Source organism: Micromonospora tarensis, assembly GCF_016803395.1.
Lineage (GTDB): Bacteria > Actinomycetota > Actinomycetes > Mycobacteriales > Micromonosporaceae > Micromonospora > Micromonospora tarensis.
Genome location: NZ_JAEVHL010000011.1, coordinates 37,007 through 54,210 on the forward strand (window position 1 = coordinate 37,007; position 17,204 = coordinate 54,210).

13 protein-coding genes, 1 tRNA gene and 4 pseudogenes are annotated in these 17,204 nt (G+C 72.4%); 8 read left to right on the plus strand and 10 right to left on the minus strand.

Annotated elements, in window-relative coordinates:
- Positions 1 to 4: 4 nt before the first annotated feature.
- Both JM949_RS04390 and JM949_RS04395 read right to left on the minus strand, forming a co-directional pair.
- Positions 5 to 1,147, minus strand: coding sequence for a cystathionine gamma-synthase (locus tag JM949_RS04390; RefSeq protein WP_203147154.1), 1,143 nt, complete (start codon positions 1,145 to 1,147; stop codon positions 5 to 7).
- 111 nt (positions 1,148 to 1,258) lie between these two features.
- Entirely contained in the window at positions 1,259 to 2,305 is a 1,047-nt protein-coding gene (locus JM949_RS04395; RefSeq protein WP_203147155.1) for a YncE family protein, read from the minus strand.
- Positions 2,306 to 2,433: 128 nt separating this feature from the next.
- On the opposite strand from JM949_RS04395, the gene JM949_RS04400 reads away from it, so the two are divergent.
- From JM949_RS04400 to JM949_RS04415, 4 genes and pseudogenes are all read left to right on the plus strand, one after another.
- Positions 2,434 to 2,856: an HIT family protein gene (locus JM949_RS04400; RefSeq protein ID WP_203147156.1), complete on the plus strand. Its 423-nt coding sequence runs from the start codon at positions 2,434 to 2,436 to the stop codon at positions 2,854 to 2,856.
- A gap of 76 nt (positions 2,857 to 2,932) precedes the next feature.
- A pseudogene (gene msrA, locus JM949_RS04405) lies at positions 2,933 to 3,594 on the plus strand (peptide-methionine (S)-S-oxide reductase MsrA).
- A gap of 407 nt (positions 3,595 to 4,001) precedes the next feature.
- A pseudogene (locus JM949_RS04410) lies at positions 4,002 to 4,930 on the plus strand (ribonuclease Z).
- A pseudogene (locus JM949_RS04415) lies at positions 4,927 to 5,435 on the plus strand (N-acetyltransferase family protein). Before JM949_RS04410 ends, JM949_RS04415 begins: the two co-directional pseudogenes overlap by 4 nt.
- A 214-nt stretch (positions 5,436 to 5,649) precedes the next feature.
- Here JM949_RS04415 and JM949_RS04420 read toward each other — a convergent pair.
- Together JM949_RS04420 and JM949_RS04425 are read right to left on the minus strand one after the other, a co-directional pair.
- On the minus strand, positions 5,650 to 7,020 hold the full coding sequence (locus tag JM949_RS04420) for a cystathionine beta-synthase (protein WP_203147157.1): 1,371 nt from the start codon (positions 7,018 to 7,020) through the stop codon (positions 5,650 to 5,652).
- Between the two features lie 69 nt (positions 7,021 to 7,089).
- Positions 7,090 to 7,446: a YkvA family protein gene (locus JM949_RS04425; protein ID WP_088946255.1), complete on the minus strand. Its 357-nt coding sequence runs from the start codon at positions 7,444 to 7,446 to the stop codon at positions 7,090 to 7,092.
- A 150-nt stretch (positions 7,447 to 7,596) separates the two neighbouring features.
- On the opposite strand from JM949_RS04425, the gene JM949_RS04430 reads away from it, so the two are divergent.
- From JM949_RS04430 to JM949_RS04440, 3 genes are all read left to right on the plus strand, one after another.
- Positions 7,597 to 8,649: an SGNH/GDSL hydrolase family protein gene (locus JM949_RS04430; RefSeq protein WP_203147158.1), complete on the plus strand. Its 1,053-nt coding sequence runs from the start codon at positions 7,597 to 7,599 to the stop codon at positions 8,647 to 8,649.
- Positions 8,646 to 9,458 carry an SGNH/GDSL hydrolase family protein gene (locus JM949_RS04435; protein ID WP_203147159.1) on the plus strand — a complete coding sequence of 271 codons (813 nt, stop codon included), beginning with the start codon at positions 8,646 to 8,648 and terminating at the stop codon, positions 9,456 to 9,458. The genes JM949_RS04430 and JM949_RS04435 overlap by 4 nt, the downstream gene beginning before the upstream one ends.
- Positions 9,459 to 9,536: 78 nt before the next feature.
- Positions 9,537 to 10,799, plus strand: coding sequence for an acetyl-CoA C-acetyltransferase (locus JM949_RS04440; protein WP_203147160.1), 1,263 nt, complete (start codon positions 9,537 to 9,539; stop codon positions 10,797 to 10,799).
- Positions 10,800 to 10,844: 45 nt separating this feature from the next.
- Here the strand turns inward: JM949_RS04440 and JM949_RS04445 are convergent.
- The 4 genes and pseudogenes from JM949_RS04445 to JM949_RS04460 all read right to left on the minus strand — a co-directional run bounded on the left by JM949_RS04445 (position 10,845) and on the right by JM949_RS04460 (position 13,109).
- Positions 10,845 to 11,164, minus strand: a pseudogene (locus JM949_RS04445) (hypothetical protein).
- A 45-nt stretch (positions 11,165 to 11,209) separates the two neighbouring features.
- A complete protein-coding gene (locus JM949_RS04450; protein ID WP_203147161.1) occupies positions 11,210 to 11,968 on the minus strand; it encodes a Bax inhibitor-1/YccA family protein in 759 nt (252 codons plus the stop codon).
- A 136-nt stretch (positions 11,969 to 12,104) separates the two neighbouring features.
- Positions 12,105 to 12,920 carry a Bax inhibitor-1/YccA family protein gene (locus JM949_RS04455; RefSeq protein WP_203147162.1) on the minus strand — a complete coding sequence of 272 codons (816 nt, stop codon included), beginning with the start codon at positions 12,918 to 12,920 and terminating at the stop codon, positions 12,105 to 12,107.
- 108 nt (positions 12,921 to 13,028) lie between these two features.
- A tRNA-Leu gene (locus JM949_RS04460) sits at positions 13,029 to 13,109 on the minus strand.
- A gap of 102 nt (positions 13,110 to 13,211) precedes the next feature.
- On the opposite strand from JM949_RS04460, the gene JM949_RS04465 reads away from it, so the two are divergent.
- Positions 13,212 to 15,071, plus strand: a complete 1,860-nt coding sequence (locus JM949_RS04465; protein ID WP_203147163.1) for a hypothetical protein — start codon at positions 13,212 to 13,214, stop codon at positions 15,069 to 15,071.
- A gap of 54 nt (positions 15,072 to 15,125) precedes the next feature.
- Here the strand turns inward: JM949_RS04465 and JM949_RS04470 are convergent, their stop codons facing one another.
- Together JM949_RS04470 and JM949_RS04475 are read right to left on the minus strand one after the other, a co-directional pair.
- The gene (locus tag JM949_RS04470) at positions 15,126 to 16,457 is read right to left on the minus strand and encodes an NAD(P)/FAD-dependent oxidoreductase (protein WP_203147164.1); all 1,332 of its coding nucleotides are present in this window, start codon (positions 16,455 to 16,457) and stop codon (positions 15,126 to 15,128) included.
- A gap of 102 nt (positions 16,458 to 16,559) precedes the next feature.
- Positions 16,560 to 17,120: a hypothetical protein gene (locus JM949_RS04475; protein WP_407664689.1), complete on the minus strand. Its 561-nt coding sequence runs from the start codon at positions 17,118 to 17,120 to the stop codon at positions 16,560 to 16,562.
- Positions 17,121 to 17,204 lie beyond the last annotated feature (84 nt).

Sequence of the window (17,204 nt, forward strand, 5' to 3'; positions counted from 1 at the left end):
GCGGTCAGCCCAACGCCTGCTCCAGATCGGCGAGTAGGTCGTCGACCGTCTCGATGCCGACAGACAGTCGCACGAGATCGCCGGGAACTTCAAGCGGCGAGCCGGCAGCACTTGCGTGTGTCATCCGACCCGGGTGCTCGATCAGGGATTCCACGCCGCCCAGCGACTCGGCGAGCACGAAGAGCCGGGCGCGGTTGCAGATGTCCACCGCGTGCTCCTCACCGCCGGCGGCGCGGAACGAGATCATCCCGCCGAACCGGCGCATCTGCTTGGCGGCCACCTCGTGACCTGGGTGCGACGGCAGCCCCGGGTAGATCACCTGCGCCACCTTGGCGTGCCCCTCCAGGTACCCGGCGAGCCGCTCGGCGTTGTCGCAGTGCCGGTCCATGCGTACCCCGAGGGTCTTGATGCCGCGCAGGGTGAGCCAGGCGTCGAACGGGCCGTTGATCGCGCCCATCGCGTTCTGGTGGTAGCGCAGCTCCTCACCGAGCGCGGCGTCGGCGACGACGAGCGCGCCACCGACCACGTCCGAGTGCCCGCCGATGTACTTGGTGGTGGAGTGCACCACCACGTCCGCGCCGTGCGCGATCGGCTGTTGCAGGTACGGCGAGGCGAAGGTGTTGTCCACCACCAGCAGCGCGCCCGCGTCGTGCGCCACGGCGGCCAGCGCGGCGATGTCGGCGATGCCGAGCAGCGGGTTGGTCGGCGTCTCCACCCAGACGATCTTCGTGCGCCCCGGCTGCACGGCCGCCCGGACCGCGGCCGGGTCGGAGACCTTCGCCGGGGTGAACTCCAGGCCCCACCGCTGGGCGACCCGGGCGAAGAGCCGGTACGTGCCGCCGTACGCGTCGTCCGGGATCACCACGTGGTCGCCGGGCTGGCACACGGCCCGCAGCAGGGTGTCCTCGGCCGCCAGGCCGCTGGCGAAGGCGAGCCCCACCGGCCCGCCCTCCAGCGCCGCCAGGCACTCCTGGAGCGCGTCCCGGGTCGGGTTGCCCGAGCGGCTGTACTCGTAGCCGAGGCGGGGCGCGCCGACGGCGTCCTGCGCGTACGTGCTGGTCTGGTAGATCGGTGGGATCACCGCGCCGGTGCGGGCCTCAGGATCCTGACCGGCGTGGATGGCGAGCGTCTCGAAGCCGTGACTCATGCTGGTGAGGCTAGCGCCCCGTCCCGAGGGCTGGAACGCAACCGCGCACCCGGGTGGGGGCCGGACCGAACGGTCGACCCCCGAGCGCCGACCTGTGCCCCGGCGCGCCGGTCAGCCGACCGGGACGGGCAGGACGTGCAGGGTGGCCTGGGTGACGCCGGTCCAGTCGTAGCCGACCGCGTAGAGCCTTGCACCGTTCGGGGACCAGGCCAGCGCGCCGGAGCTGAGCTCGTCACCGAGCTCGAAACGGGCCAGCTCGGTGCCGTCCGGGGTGAAGACGAAGACGTCCGGGTCGTAGCTGGCGTCCGCCCCGCCGGCGATCCGGGTGCCGTCGCGGGAGACCTCGACCGCGTTCGGGTACGCGCCGGTGGGGAACGTCGCGGACGGGGTGGTGATGTCCGCGAACGGGAACGCCTGCACCTCGTAGGGCGCACCGGCGGCGGTGTAGAGGGTGGTGCCGGTCGGGTCGAGGGCGACGTCCCGCAGGTTGCTGCCCACCACCGACCAGGCGTTCGTCCGCAGCGTGGTGAGCGCACCCGCGGTGCCGATGCCGTAGGCGTACACCGACGCCGGGCTCAACCCCGGCTGCCCGGCGAGCAGCACCGACCGGTTCTGGCCGGCCGCGGCGAGCAGCGGAAAGTCATGGAAGTCCTGCTCGGCCACCCGGGTGGTCAGCCGGGCCGGTTGGCGGCCGAGGTCGATCTGGCCGATGTTGCCGCCCCACTGGTCGCAGCCGTAGCCGAACCACAGGTAGCGCCCAGTCAACGCCAGCGACGACGGGCACTCGCCGGCGCCGGTGTCGTAGCGGGCGGACTCGACGAGCGAGCCGGTGTCGAAGGCGGCGATGGCGTTGGCGGTGGGCAGCGCCACGTAGAGCGTCCGCCGGTCGGCGCTGAGCAGCAGGTCGGTGGGGCCGGGCAGGCCCGCCAGGGTGCCGACCACCTCTCCGGTCGCGCTGGTCACCACGACGTCCGTGGACGAGCGGCCACCGCTGACGAAGACCCGGTCGCCGGCCGACACCACGTCGGCCACCGTCTTCAGCGGCAGCGGGGTCGCGGTCGGCGCGGCGGCGGCCTGGGCCTGGCCCGGAACCGCGCCGGTGAGCAGCCCGGCGGTCAACGCCGCCAGCGCCAGACTGATGCCTCTTCTGATGTGCAAGGTTCGTCCCTTCGGAGCGTCGCCACAGCACGTCACCCCCGTGCTGATCTATTCGCATTGATAAGTACCACAGGCGTCCGACACGCAGAGGGCGCCGCCTCCCGGAAGCTCCGGCATAGCCTGGGCGGATGAGCGGTTGCGTGTTCTGCGGGATCGTGGCGGGCGAGGTGCCGGCGTTCCGGGTTGCCGACACGGCCGACGGGGTGGCGTTCCTGGACACCCGGCCGGTGTTCAGGGGGCACGTGCTGGTGGTGCCCCGGGTGCACCTGGTGACCCTGGCCGAGTTGCCGGCCGAGCTGCTGCCCGGCTACTTCGCCATGGTCCAGCGGCTGGCGGTGGCGGTAGAGACCGCTCTCGGTGCCGGTGGGACGTTCGTGGCGATGAACAACAAGGTGTCCCAGTCGGTGCCCCACCTGCACACCCACGTGGTCCCCCGGACCAAGGGCGACGGGTTGCGCGGCTTTTTCTGGCCGCGCACCCGGTACGCCGACGACACCGAGGCCCAGAGGTACGCGGACCGGGTCGCCGCGGCGCTCCCGGCTGGGGCCTGACTCACTCGCACGCGGGTAAGGAAGCAGGACCCTCCGGTGTTGCACGCTGCGAGCGGTACGAGAGGAGATCCCCACCGTGTTTTTGCGCCGTATGAACGCCGAGATGGTCACGCCCGACCAGGCCCTGCCGGGCCGCCCGATCGCCATGCCGGTCGCCGACCGCCACGAGGTGCTGGGCACCCCGTTGAAGAGCCCGTTCCCTGAGGGCCTTCAGCTCGCGGTCTTCGGCATGGGCTGTTTCTGGGGCGCCGAGCGGCTGTTCTGGACGCTGCCCGGCGTTTACACCACCTCCGCCGGCTACGCGGGCGGCATCACCAAGAACCCGACGTACGAGGAGACGTGCTCCGGTCGGACCGGGCACGCCGAGGTCGTCCAGGTGGTGTACGACCCCAGCAAGATCAACTATGAGGACCTGCTGAAGGTCTTCTGGGAGAACCACGACCCGACCCAGGGCATGCGCCAGGGCAACGACGTGGGCACCCAGTACCGCTCGGCGATCTACACCACCACCGACGAGCAGCGGGCCATCGCGGAGTCGTCCCGGGACGCGTTCCAGCCGATCGTGACGCGGCCGGCAAGGGTGAGATCACCACCGAGATCGCCCCGCTCGGCAGCTACTACTTCGCCGAGGACTACCACCAGCAGTACCTGGCCCCGACCAAGAACCCGAACGGGTACTGCAACCACGGCCCGAACGGGCTGAGCTGCCCGGTCGGCGTGGCCCGCGTCGGCGGCTGACCGCCCGACACGCCGGCCCTTCGCAGCGCCGCCGCGCCACGAAGGGCCACTGGCACCACGCGGTGCTGGGGACGACCGCTGAGGTGGCCGGGCATTCCCGGTCGGCCCTGTGATCGAAATCCGTTGCCGAGCCCGACGAGAACTCGATAACGTGGCCGTACACGTGAAAGGAGGTGGTCCAGACTTGTATAGCAATCGGACTCGTGAGGTGGCTGTCAGCTAGCCGCTGTCCTCGACAGTGATCGGTCCGCCGCGAGGCGGGCAACAGCACCATCGTCGAGACCGTGTGGCAGCGGTGCGGCGAATCCACGACAGCCACCCGACCCCCGGGGTGCCGGCCAAGTCCAGCCGGCCCGCGCGAAAGCGCGGAGCGCCCCGGGGGTCGCTCCATATCCGCAGGAGTGGCCATGTCCATGCGTGAGCTGGTGGTGCTGGGTACGGCCAGCCAGGCGCCGACCCGGCAGCGCAACCACAACGGGTACGTGCTGCGCTGGGACGACGAGGTGATCCTCTTCGACCCGGGCGAGGGCAGCCAACGTCAACTCCTGCACACCACGGTCACCGCCACCGATCTGACCCGGATCTGCGTCACCCACTTCCACGGCGACCACTGCCTCGGCCTGCCCGGCACCATCCAGCGGCTCTCCCTGGACCGGGTGGCGCACCCGGTCGCCGTGCACTTCCCCGCCGGCGCGCCGAATACTTCGCCCGGCTGCGGCACGCGACCTCGTTCTACGAGACCGCCGAGCTACGGGTCGAGCCGATCGAGGCCGACGGGCAGCGGATCACCCTCGGTTGCGGCACGCTGGAGGCACGCCGGCTCCGGCACCCCATCGAGACGTACGGCTATCGGCTGGTCGAGCCGGACGGCCACCGGATGCTGCCGGAGCGGCTGGCCACGTACGGCATCGCCGGTCCGGCCGTCGGCGAGCTGATCCGCGTCGGGCACCTGGACCTCGACGGACGCCGCGTCACCCGGGACGAGGTGAGCGTGCACCGGCCGGGGCAACGGTTCGCGTTCGTGATGGACACCGGCCTCTGTGACGGGGTGTACGCCCTCGCCGAACACGCCGACCTGCTGGTCATCGAGTCGACGTTCCTGGAGTCGGAGGCCGCGCTGGCCGCCGAGGTCGGCCACCTCACCGCGGCGCAGGCCGCCCGGGTGGCGACCGAGTCCGGGGTACGCCGACTCGTGCTCACCCACTTCTCCCAGCGCTATCCCGATCCGCGCCGGTTCCACGACGAGGCGCGTGCGCACTTCGACGGTGAGCTGATCATCGCCGAGGACCTGACGACGGTGCAGCTTCCGCCACGCCGGGTAGCCTCGGCCGGGTGACCGTCACGCTCCGCCCCGCGACCGGCGACGACCTGATGGCGGTGGGTGCCCTGCACCAGCGCTCCCGGGTCGCCGCGTACTCCTCGTTCCTGCCGGCCGAGGCGCTGGCGGACCCCACGCCGGAGGCGATGGGGCGTTACTGGGTCGAGCGGTGGAGCTGGGAGCGGGACACCCACCGGATGACGCTCGCGGAACGGGCCGGGGCGCTGGTCGGCTTCAGCCACCTGGGCCCGGACGACGAGGACGATCCGGCGACCGGGCTGCTCAACGCGATCCACCTGGACCGGCCGAGCAGGGCCGGGGCATCGGCCGCCTGCTGATCGTGGACGCCCTGGACGCCATGCGCGTGCAGGGCTGGCGGCGCGCGGCGCTCTGGGTGCTCCGCGACAACGCCCACGCCCGGGCGTTCTACGAGCGCGGTGGCTGGACCCCGACCGGAGCAGAGCGTGCGGAGCACATCGGTACGGCCCTCACCCCGCAAGTCCGCTACACCCGCCCCCTCTGAACTGCCCGGCCCGGCAGCAACCCAGCCACCCCCACCCCAGCGTCGCGGGCTGGCCCGCCAGGCCGGTGTGCTGTCGAGCGGTATACCTCAGAGGTATGAATATGACTCTGAGGTATACCGCTCACTACCGCATCCGCCCCGACGGAGGTGACCGACGGTCGCCGCCGGCCACCGGCTGCGCCCACAGCCCCGGCCAGGGTCAGGACTCACTCGTCTAGTGGGCACCCAGGTGGGCCAGGAGGTCCTGGCGGGTGAGGACGCCCTTGGGCTTGCCGTCGACGAGCACCAGCGCGGCGTCGGACTTCTCCAGCAGACCGACCGCCTCGCTCACCGGCTGACCGCCGCCGATCATCGGCAGCGGAGCGCCCATGTGCCGCTCGATCGTGTCGTGCAGGTGAGCCTGGCCGGTGAAGAGCGCGTCGAGCAGGTCCCGCTCGGCGATCGAGCCGGCCACCTCACCGGTAACCACCGGCGGTTCGGCCTTGAGCACCGGTAGCTGCGAGACGCCGTACTCGCGCATGTAGTCGATCGCGTCCCGGACGGTCTCCGTCGGGTGCACGTGCACCAGCTCGGGCAGCCCGCCGGGCTTGCTGGCCAGCGCGGCGGCCACCGTCGGCTCGGCACCGGAGTTGTCGAGGAAGCCGTACCGGGCCATCCACGAGTCGTTGAAGATCTTCGAGAGGTAGCCCCGGCCGCCGTCGGGCAGCAGCACGACCACCACGTCGTCCGGGGCGGCCCGGCGGGCCACCTCCAGCGCGGCGACCACCGCCATCCCGCAGGAGCCGCCGACCAGCAGCCCCTCCTCGCGGGCCAGCCGACGGGTCATCTCGAACGACGCCTTGTCGGAGACCTCGACGATCTCGTCGGCGACACCCCGGTCGTACGTCTCCGGCCAGAAGTCCTCGCCGACGCCCTCCACCAGGTAGGGCCGGCCGGTGCCGCCGGAGTAGACCGAGCCCTCCGGGTCCGCCCCGATGATCCGGACCCGCCCCTCGGAGGCCTCCTTGAGGTACCGGCCGATGCCGGAGATGGTGCCGCCGGTGCCGACGCCGGCCACGAAGTGGGTGAGCCCGCCGTCGGTCTGCTTCCACAGCTCCGGGCCGGTGGTCTCGTAGTGCGAGCGCGGGTTGGCCGGGTTGCTGTACTGGTTGGGCTTCCAGGCGCCGGGGATCTCCCGGGTCAGCCGGTCGGAGACGTTGTAGTACGAGCGCGGGTCCTCCGGGGCGACGGCGGTCGGGCAGACCACCACCTCGGCGCCGTACGCCCGGAGCACGTCCTGCTTGTCCTGGCTGACCTTGTCCGGGCAGACGAAGACGCACCGGTAGCCCTTGAGCTGGGCTACCAGGGCCAGCCCGACACCGGTGTTGCCGCTGGTCGGCTCGACGATGGTGCCGCCGGGCCTGAGCAGGCCGGCGGCCTCGGCGTCCTCCACCATCCGCAGCGCGATCCGGTCCTTCACCGAGCCGCCCGGGTTGACGTACTCCACCTTGGCGAGCACTGTCGCCTGGATGCCCTTGGTGACGTTACGCAGACGCACCAGCGGGGTGTTGCCGATCATGTCGACGACGTTGTCGTAGTACTGCACGGTGTGCCCTTCGTTGCGGCGCCGGCGATGGCGGCCGGGCAGACGTTTCCTCGCCCAGCGTACGTGCCGTCAGGGCACCAGCCCGCCCGGGATGACCGAGCTGCGACGGGCCTCCCACTCGAGGAAGCGGTCGGTCTCGGCGAGCACGCTGCCGGCCAACCAGGTGATCATGACCGCGTCGTCGGCCAGTCCGAAGATCGCCAGTGGGATCTCCGGGAGCAGGTCGATCGGCGAGACGATGTACGCCGTCGCCGCCGTCATCAGGGCCAGCCGGAGACCGCCGTCGTACTCCCCCTTGGTGGTGGCCCGGATCATCCGGGGCAGCGCGGCCAACCGGGTGCCCAGTGACGGGCCGCCGCGCGCCCCGGCCGCCAGTGCCCGCGCCAGGGCCGTGAACGCCGCGCTGCGCTTCAGTGTCTTACCCATCGTCGCGCTCCTCTCCGCCGGATCATCGTGGCGGGTCGGCGCAAGTCGGCCGGCCTCTCCGGTACCGGTACCCCGTCGCGTCGGTTTCCAGGCACCCGGCTGCCGTCACGACGACAGCGATGTGTCGTCCCCGCGCGATAATGTCGCGGTATGGGGGTGGCACGTTCCGTCGTACCCGGTGGTGAGCGCTGGCGGCAGGCCCGGCGGTTCGCTCGGCTGGCTGCCATCGGGACCGGCGCCACCGCGGCGGCCGCGGTGGCGACCGGCGGGGTGCTGCTCGGCCAGGCCCGCCAGGCCCGCCGCACCATCCCGATGGCCGAGGCGCCGCCGCCGCGCTGCGACGGTAGGTACGGCGCGAAGTTTCCCGGCCCGGCGCTGACCATGGTCGTGCTCGGTGACTCGTCGGCGGCCGGCTACGGGGTGCACCGCCGCCGGGAGACGCCCGGCGCGCTGCTCGCCACCGGCCTGTCCCGCCGGCTGAACCGGCCGGTGCAGGTGCATCGCTTCGCGGTGGTCGGTGCCATCTCGGCCGCGCTCCGCCACCAGGTGGAGGCGGCGCTGGAGTGCCGACCCGACCTCGCGGTCATCCTCATCGGCGGCAACGACATCACCAACCGCACCCCGCGCGGGCTGGCGGTGCGCTATCTCGTCGAGGCGGTGCACACCCTGCGCGACGCGGGCTGCGAGGTGGTCGTCGGCACCTGCCCCGACCTGGGCGCGATCCGCCCGATCCAGCCGCCGCTGCGCTGGCTGGCGCACCAATGGAGCCGTCAACTCGCCGCGGCCCAGACGGTGGCAGTGGTCGAGGCGGGCGGCTGGACGGTCTCCCTCGGTGACCTGCTCGGCCCCCGGTTCGTGGCGGAGCCGACCCGGATGTTCGCCTGGGACCGGTTCCATCCCTCCGCCGAGGGCTACGCGATGGCCGCCGCCGCGCTCCTCCCGACGATCCTCTCCGCCCTCGGCGCGACGCAGGAACGGCGGGCCACACCGACGCGGGGAGAAGGCGTACGGTCGCTGCCGGAGGCCGCGCAGGTGGCGGCCCGGCACGCCGGCACGGAGGTCAGTGGCGTCCAGGTTCGGGGCCACGACCGAGGTCCGGCCGGCCGGTGGGCGCAGCTGCGCCGCCGGGCGTTCTTCGGTGTCGGGGCGGTGCCGCAGCACGGGTCCGCCTCGGGCACCTCGACAGTGGAGGGACTGGCATGAACGAGCGCAGCGCGCCGGGCGTGACCTCCGGCCGCACCGGCCGACTGGGTCGGGCGGCGGCGTTCTCGCTGCTCGCCGGCACCGTCGGGGGCGCTGCCGTGCTCGCCGGTGAGGCGTTCGTCGCCCGGCACCGGCGCTACGCCCAACCGGAGCTGGGGCTGGCCCTGCGTGCCACCATCGGCCGGGCGGGCGCTGCCCCGCTGCGGCTGGTGCTGCTGGGCGACTCGTCCGCGCTGGGCGTGGGTGTCGACCGGCTGGAGGACACCATCGGCGGGCAGCTCGCCAACCTGCTCGCCGAGGGCCCGACCGGCCGCCGCGTGCACCTGTCCAGCGTCGGCGTCTCCGGGTCCCGCTCGACGGATCTGGCCACCCAGGTGGCCCGGGCCCTGCTCGGTGATCGGCCCGACGTGGCGCTGATCCTGATCGGCGCGAACGACGCCACCGGGCTGCGCCGTCCCGCCGACGCTGCGGCCTATCTCGGCGCGGCGGTGCACCGGCTGCGTGAGGCGCGCGTCCAGGTGGTGGTGGGCACCTGCCCCGATCTCGGCGCGGTGCGTGCCATCGCGCCGCCGCTGCGCCAGGTGGTCGGCTGGTCCGGGCGTCGGATGGCCCGAGCCCAGACCACGGCGGTGCTGGAAACGGGCGGTTCGGTGGTCGACCTGGCCGCCGAGACCGGGCCGGTGTTCCGGGCCGACGCGGGGACGCTCTGCCCGGACGGCTTCCACCCCTCCGCCGACGGCTACCGGGTCTGGGCGCACGCGCTGCTGCCGGCCGTCGCCACGGCGGCGGCGGCCACCACCCGGCGCTAGATCGTCGCTGGCCGGGGTGACATTTCCCGCCGCGCCGGCTCCTTCCGCGCCAAGTTACCGGCGGGTTAACGTTGGCCCATGCCGATTGAGTCGTCCCGCGACGCTGTCATCGTCGCCACCGCCCGTTCCCCCATCGGCCGTGCGCACAAGGGGTCGCTGCGCGATGTCCGCTCCGACGACCTCGCCACGACCATCGTCCAGGCCGCGCTGGACAAGATCCCGCAGCTCGACCCGACCACGATCGACGACCTCTACCTCGGGTGCGGCCTGCCCGGCGGCGAACAGGGCTTCAACATGGGCCGGGTGGTGTCCACGCTCCTCGGCCTGGACACGGTGCCCGGCGCCACGCTGACCCGCTACTGCGCCTCGTCGTTGCAGACCACCCGGATGGCGATGCACGCGATCCGGGCCGGCGAGGGGGACGTGTTCGTCTCCGCCGGCGTGGAGATGGTCTCCCGCTACGCCCGGGGCAGCTCGGACGGGCTGCCTCCGGAGGCGCAGGCAGTGGTCGGCGGCGGCTGGGAGAATCCGCGCTTCGCGGCGGCCGGGGAACGCTCGAAGCTCCGCGCGCAGGGCGGCGCCGAGACGTGGACCGACCCGCGGGAGGCCGGTGAGCTGCCCGACATCTACCTGACCATGGGGCAGACCGCGGAGAACCTGGCCCAGGTGTACGACGTCACCCGCGCCGACATGGACGAGTTCGGCGTCCGCAGCCAGAATCTCGCCGAGAAGGCGATCGCCGACGGCTTCTGGGCCCGGGAGATCACCCCGGTCACCACCCCGGACGGCACCGTGGTGAGCACCGACGACGGTCCCCGGGCCGGCGTCACCCTGGACGCGGTCGCCGGCCTGAAGCCGGTCTTCCGCCCGGACGGCCGGATCACCGCCGGCAACTGCTGCCCGCTCAACGACGGCGCGGCCGCCGTGGTGGTGATGAGTGCCCAGCGGGCCGAGGACCTCGGGCTCACCCCGCTGGCCCGGATCGTCTCCACCGGGGTGACCGCCCTGTCGCCGGAGATCATGGGCCTCGGGCCGGTCGAGGCGTCCCGGCAGGCGCTGCGCCGAGCCGGCATGACCATCGACGACGTCGACCTCGTCGAGATCAACGAGGCCTTCGCCGCCCAGGTCATCCCCTCCTACCGGCAGTTGGGCATCCCGGAGGAGAAGCTGAACGTGATGGGCGGCGCCATCGCGGTCGGGCACCCGTTCGGCATGAGCGGCGCCCGGATCACCGGCACCCTGCTCAACGCACTCCAGTGGCACGACAAGACCATCGGTCTGGAGACGATGTGCGTGGGCGGTGGCCAGGGCATGGCCATGGTGCTGGAGCGGCTCAGCTGAGCTGACGCCGGCGCGCCCGCCGCTCGGCTCGCGGAGGCGGGGGCCTCAGAGCGCGCCGCGGGTCGCCGTCACCTCGGCGGCGGCCCGCGCCAGCACCTCGTCGCCGCCCCGGCGGCCAGCAGGTCGGCCGTCACCACCCGCAACTGGTCGGGCAGGGCCAGGTCGTTGTCGAGCCGGGGGACGACCCGACGGGGCTCCCCCTCGGCGTCGGCGGCCAGGTTGGCGATCTCCTGGACCAGACGGTGCACCAGGTCGGCGCGGGACACGTTGCCGGTGGTCGCGACCGCTGCCCACCGCGGCTGCTCCCAGTGCCCGACCTGACGGACCAGCAACCGCACGGCCTGATCCAACTCCGCTGCGCTCATCGCCGCCGAGTCTACGGCCGGCACTCCCACGGCGGGTCCGGCCGGTCAACGGCGCAGGTAGCTGAGCAGGCGCAGCAACTGCCAGTACAGGAAGACCAACCCGGTGAGCAGGCCGAACGCGGTCAGCCACGCGTACCGGCGGGGTCGACCGTCGCGCACCGAGCGCTCGACGAGGTCGAAGTCGAGGATGAAGCTGAACGCCCCGGCGATGATGGCCACCACCGAGAAGGCGTACGGCAGCCAACCCACCTCGCCGCTGACGCTGTAGACCGCCAGACCCGGCCGCCCGGTGAACAGGTACGACACCAAATTGACCACGCTGAGCACGGCGATGCCGAGCAGCGTGCCGATCACCAGCCGCGCCAACCGGGGCGTCGCCCGGATCACCCGGGCCCGGTAGAGCGCCGCCATGCCGAGGAAGACACCGAACGTGCCGGCCACCGCCTGCACCACGATGCCCGGGTAGACCTGCTCGAAGGTGCGGCTGGCGACCCCCAGTAGCAGCCCCTGGAGAACCGCGTAACCGACGATCGGCACCGGGTTGGTGATCCGCCGCAGCGAGATGACCAGGACCAGTGCGATCGAGGCGAGCGCGCTACCGGCGAGCGCGGCGCCCAGCCACACGACGTCCGGGATCACCGCCCAGGAGACCGCCGCGGTGGCGCCGGTGACGAGCAACAACCCGACGGTACGGACCACCACGTCGTCGACGGTCATCGGCTCGACGTCACGGGCGCCGAGCACCCGGGCCTCCACCCGGCCGGTCTCGTCGAGCCGGTTGAGCACCGGGTTGTTGCTGCGCACCGTCGCTCCCTTCGCCCGCGTACCCCTCGCAGCCACTCTGCCCCGGGCGGGCCGGCGGCGGCGGGCAAACGGCGCGGACGACGGCGCCCGCCCCCGCGAGAGCGGGAGCGGGCGCCGGTCGGCAGTGCGGACGAGGTCAGTCGTCGCCCTGGAAGTAGCTCAGCATGCGCAGGATCTCGATGTAGAGCCAGACCAGGCTGACCAGGATGCCGAACGCGGCCACCCAGGAGTAGCGCTGCGGCAGGCCCATCCGGACGCCGTCCTCGATCTCCTTGAAGCTGAGCACGAAGCTCAGCGAGGCGACCACGATGCAGACCAGGCTGAAGCCGATGGCCAGCGGGCTGCCGTCACGCAGCCCGGTGTTGACGTCGAACAGGGCCAACACCAGGTTGATCAGCATGACCGCGAAGAGACCGGCCATGACCGCGATCATGCCCTTGACGAACGCGGGGGTGGCCCGGATGACCTTCGCCTTGTAGAGCATCGCCATCAGGAAGAAAATGCCGAAGCTGGCCGCGGCGGCCTGGAGCACGATGCCGTCGTACGCCGTCTCGAAGGCCTTGCTGACCATGCCGACGAAGACACCCTCGACGACCGCGTACGCGATGACCAGCGCGGGGTTGGCCATCCGGGAGAACGAAATGATCAAGCCGAGGACCAGGCCGACCACCGCGGCGCCGATCCAGGCGGTCCCGACGAACCGGTCGGGCACCAGCACCCAGGCGGCCGCGGCGGTGACGCCGAGGATGCCGAGCAGGGCGACCGTCTTGACGACCACGTCGTCGACAGTCATCGGCGCCACGGTCGGTGGCGCCGCCGGGTAACCGGCCTGGGACGGGTACTGCTGGGGAATGCCGGGCTGTCCGTACGGCCCGGCCGGGGCGTACCCGGCGGAGCGCTCCCGCTCGGCCGCCTGGCCGAGCCGGGCGAGCACCGGGTTCGAGGTCTTCACTGTCTGGCCTCCCTCAGGGGGTCGTTTGCACGTGAACGTGCCCTCCAAGAGTAAACGGCGCAGCCAAGTCCTGGTGATCACGAATGAGAATGCGTGGCAGCCGACCGGTGCCCGGGGCGGGGGTCGAACCCGCACGCCTTGCGGCAGCCGCTTTTAAGGCGGCCGTGTCTGCCGTTCCACCACCCGGGCGGGTGGCACCGGCGCGCCGACACGCACGGTGCAACTGTCACCGTAGCGGGTCTGCGGCGACCCGGCGTACCCCGGCGGCCTGGTCACATTAGGGTCGATGCCGTGAGCAGCGCAGCCCCAACGGCCTCCGACGCCGCCCGCGAGCAGGCCTTTCGCCTCGCCGATCGGGTCAACCGCCGACCTTGGGCCGCCCGGCTGCTGACCGCAGCCCACCGACACCGGACGGACCTGATGGTCGCTCTGGTCTGGGCGGTGCTGGCCGGCTGGCTCACCCACGGCCTGTGGCCCGACCCGGGCAGCCGCACCCTGGCGCTCAACCCGGAGGACCAGACCCTCTACGAATGGTTCCTGGCGGTGGACGCCCGCGCGCTGCTCGGCGACTTCGACCTGCTCACCGACCGGCTCAACGCCCCCGACGGCGTCAACCTGATGGCCAACACGACGGTGATCGCGCTCGGCGTCGTCTGCTCGCCGGTCACGTTGCTGCTGGGCGCGCCGGTCACCTTCGCGCTGCTCGCCGCCGCCAACCTCGCCGGCACCGCCCTCGCCTGGTACCTGCTGTTCCACCGGACGCTGCGGGCCCGCCGGCTCGCCGCCGCGCTCGGCGGCGGGCTGTGCGGATTCGGCCCCGGCATGGTCTCGCAGACCAACAGTCACCTGCACATGACCGCCCAGTGGCTGGTGCCGGTGATCATCTGGCTGGTGGTCCGGCTGCTGCGGGCGTCCGACCCCGGGCCGGCGACCCTCGACGTCGCCGGCCAGGCCCGCACCACCGGACCGGGCCGCCGACGGATCATGACCTCCGCGGCGGGGCTGGCCGCCGCGGTCACCGCGCAGGTCTTCATCGGCGAGGAGGTCCTCTTCCTCGCCGCGATCACGCTGCTGGTGATGGCGATCAGCTACGCCGTGACGGACCGGGACCTGGCCCGCCGGGCGCTGCCCAACTTCACGGCCGGCCTGGCGGTCGCCGCCGGGCTGGCCCTGCTGGTGCTCGGCTACCCGCTGTGGTTCCAGTTCGCCGGGCCGCAGGGCGTCGCCGACGGGATGTTCACGCCGGCCTACTTCTCCGCCGACCTGAGCAGTTGGTGGACGGTCTCCCCGCTGTCGGTGGTCGGCAGCGACGAGTCGGCCCGGCTGACCACCGGCCCGGCCGAGTACAACACCTTCCTCGGCTGGCCGCTGCTCCTGGCCGCCGTGGCCTGCGCGATCTGGGTGGGGCGACGCCGACTGGTCTTCGCGTGCGTCGTGGCCGGCCTGGTGATGGGTGCGCTCTCGCTCGGCCCGGAGGTGGTGCTCGGCGGCACCAAGACCGCCATCCCCGGCCCGTACGCGCTGATCGGCGGGCTGCCCGTGGTGGACGGGGCGTTGCCGATGCGGTTCGCGCTGGCGTTGCTGCCGATCGTCGCGACGGTGCTGGTCCTGGCGGTCGACCGGGCGCTGGCCGGTGCCGGCCGGGCACGGCGGCTGGTGCCGGTCGCCGTCGGGGTGGCACTCATACCGATCTTCCCGACTCCGCTGCCGACCACCGGCCGACCGGCCGTGCCGGAGTTCGTCACCGGCGGCCACTGGCGGCAGTGCGTACGCCCCGGCGGGGTGCTGGTCCCGGTGCCCCTGCCCACGCCGAAGGAGCCCTGGCCGATGCGCTGGGCGACCGCCGCCGACGCCGGCTTCGGTCTGCCCGAAGGGTTCTTCATCGGCCCGTACGGGCGGGGCGGCACCGCCGCGATGGGCACCTTCAAGCAGCCCACCTCGGCGCTGCTGGCGGACGTCGCCCGGCGCGGCGACCAGCCGGCCATCGGCGACGAGCAGCGCCGGCAGGCGGCCCGGGACGTGGACTTCTGGGGCGCCTCCTGCGTGGCGTTGGCCGACGACGCGCCGCACGCCGACAGCCTCCGCAGCACCCTGGAGCAGCTCTACGGCCCCGGCACCCGGATCGCCGACGCCTGGACCTGGCGCGTCTGAGGACGTACGACGAGGGGCCCCGCCGAAACGGCGGGACCCCTCGTCGTCGCTCGGTCAGACCCGGGGTGCGCCGACCGGCTGGGACGCCTCGGAGAACTCCTCGCGCGGGTCGTGCAACTGCCCGAGGGCGACCACCTCACGCTTGAGGAAGAACGCCAACGACCAGTCCACCACCACCCGGACCTTGCGGTTGAACGACGGGATCCGGCTCATGTGGTACGTCCGGTGCATCACCCACGCCGGCCAGCCGGTCATCTTGATCCCGTACACCTGGGCCACGCCCTTGTGCAGGCCGAGGCTCGCGACGCTGCCGACGTGCTTGTGCTTGTAGTTGACCGGCTCGCGGCCCCGGATCACGGCCGCGATGTTGTCGGCCATCCGGGCGGCCTGGCGGACCGCGTGCTGGGCGCTCGGCGAGCAGAAGTTGCCGGGCTCCTTGGTCAGGTCCGGCACCGCGGCGCAGTCGCCCGCGCTCCACGCGCCCTCGACGATCTGGTCGCCGTCGACCACCTGGAGAGTGGGCAGGCAGGTGACCCGCCGGCGGTCGTCCCGCGGCAGGTCGGTCGCGTCCAGCATCGGCGACGGCTTCACACCCGCCGTCCAGACGATCGTGTCGGACCGGAAGCTGTCACCGTCGGAGAGCTTGACCACCCCGTCGACGCAGGACTCGAGCCGGGTGTCCAGCCGGATGTCCATGTTCCGCTTCATCAGCTGCTGCACGGTGTACGCGCCCATGTCCCGGTCGACCTCGGGCAGCACCCGCTGGGTGGCCTCGACCAGCACCCAGCGGACCTCGTCCTGCCTGAGTTCCGGGTAGTAGCGCAGGGCGTCGCGAGCCATGTCCTCCATCTCGGCGAGCGCCTCGATGCCGGCGTACCCACCGCCGACGAAGGTGAAGGTCAGCGCCGAGCGGCGGACGTCCGGGTCCGGCGTGGCCGCGGCCACGTCGAGCCGGTCCAGCACGTGGTTGCGCAGGTAGATCGCCTCGCCGATGGTCTTGAACCCGATGCCCTGCTCGTGCAGACCGGGAATCGGCAGGGTGCGGGAGACCGAACCCGGGGCCACGATCACGTGGTCGTAGGTGATCTCCCGGGCCGGGCCGCTGATCGGCTGCACGGTGGCCACCTTGCGGGCGTGCTCGAGCCGCGTGACCGTGCCGGCGACCATCTTGCAGCGCCGCAACTCCCGCCGCAGCGGCACCACGGAGTGGCGCGGGGAGATGTTGCCCGCCGCCGCCTCGGGCAGGAACGGCTGGTAGGTCATGTGGGGTTGGGGGTCCACCACCATGACCTCAGCCTCACGGGAGCTGAGCTTCTTCGACAGGCGCAGGGCGGCGTACAGACCGACGTGCCCGGCACCCACCACAAGGATCCGCTTCGGATTCACGTTGTCTATCTTTCCCCGGCCGGCTCAGGTAATCCCGCTCGCGCCCCCCATCTGTGACGGAGCACAACCCCTGTGACCTGCCTAACCCTCGCGCAACAGCGGTCACCGACGGCGCAGCAGCCAGCCCAGCAACGCGGCCGTCCCCACCGCCACCAGCAGCCCCAACACGGTCACCCACTGGTATCCGGCGTCCCCACCCGTCCCCGCCGCCTGCAACAACAGCACCCCCAGCACGGCGCTGCCCAGCAGGACGGCAGCCGACCGGGTCAACCAGCGGGTGATCAACTCGGGGTCCACCACGGCGTCGTACGGCAGCAACGCGGCCAGCGCACAGAGCGTGTGCCCCAGGTAGAGCAGGGTCGCCACGGCGAGCAGCCGCCACAGCGCGACCGGACGGCCGTACCCGTCGGTGGCGAGCAACCAGCCGCCGACCGTGACCAACGCCGTGAAAGTCGCCCAGAGCCGGCGCGGACCGAACGCGGGCAGGAGCGCGGCCACCGCCAGGAACAGGATCGGTCGGCCGGAGAGCACCTCGGCGGGGAAAGCCAGGGCAAACCCGGCAAGCACGACGACGAAGATCGCGGCCCGCACCAGCAGTGGGGCGGCGCTGATCCGCGCGACGGCGTTCTGGGTCGCCCGTACCCGCCCGGTGACGGCGTCGATCATCTGCGCCTACCCTCGTTCGCGACTGCGGGGCTCGCAAGCTCACTCCTCGCGCTCACCGCACCCGCCTTTCGTTCGCGACTG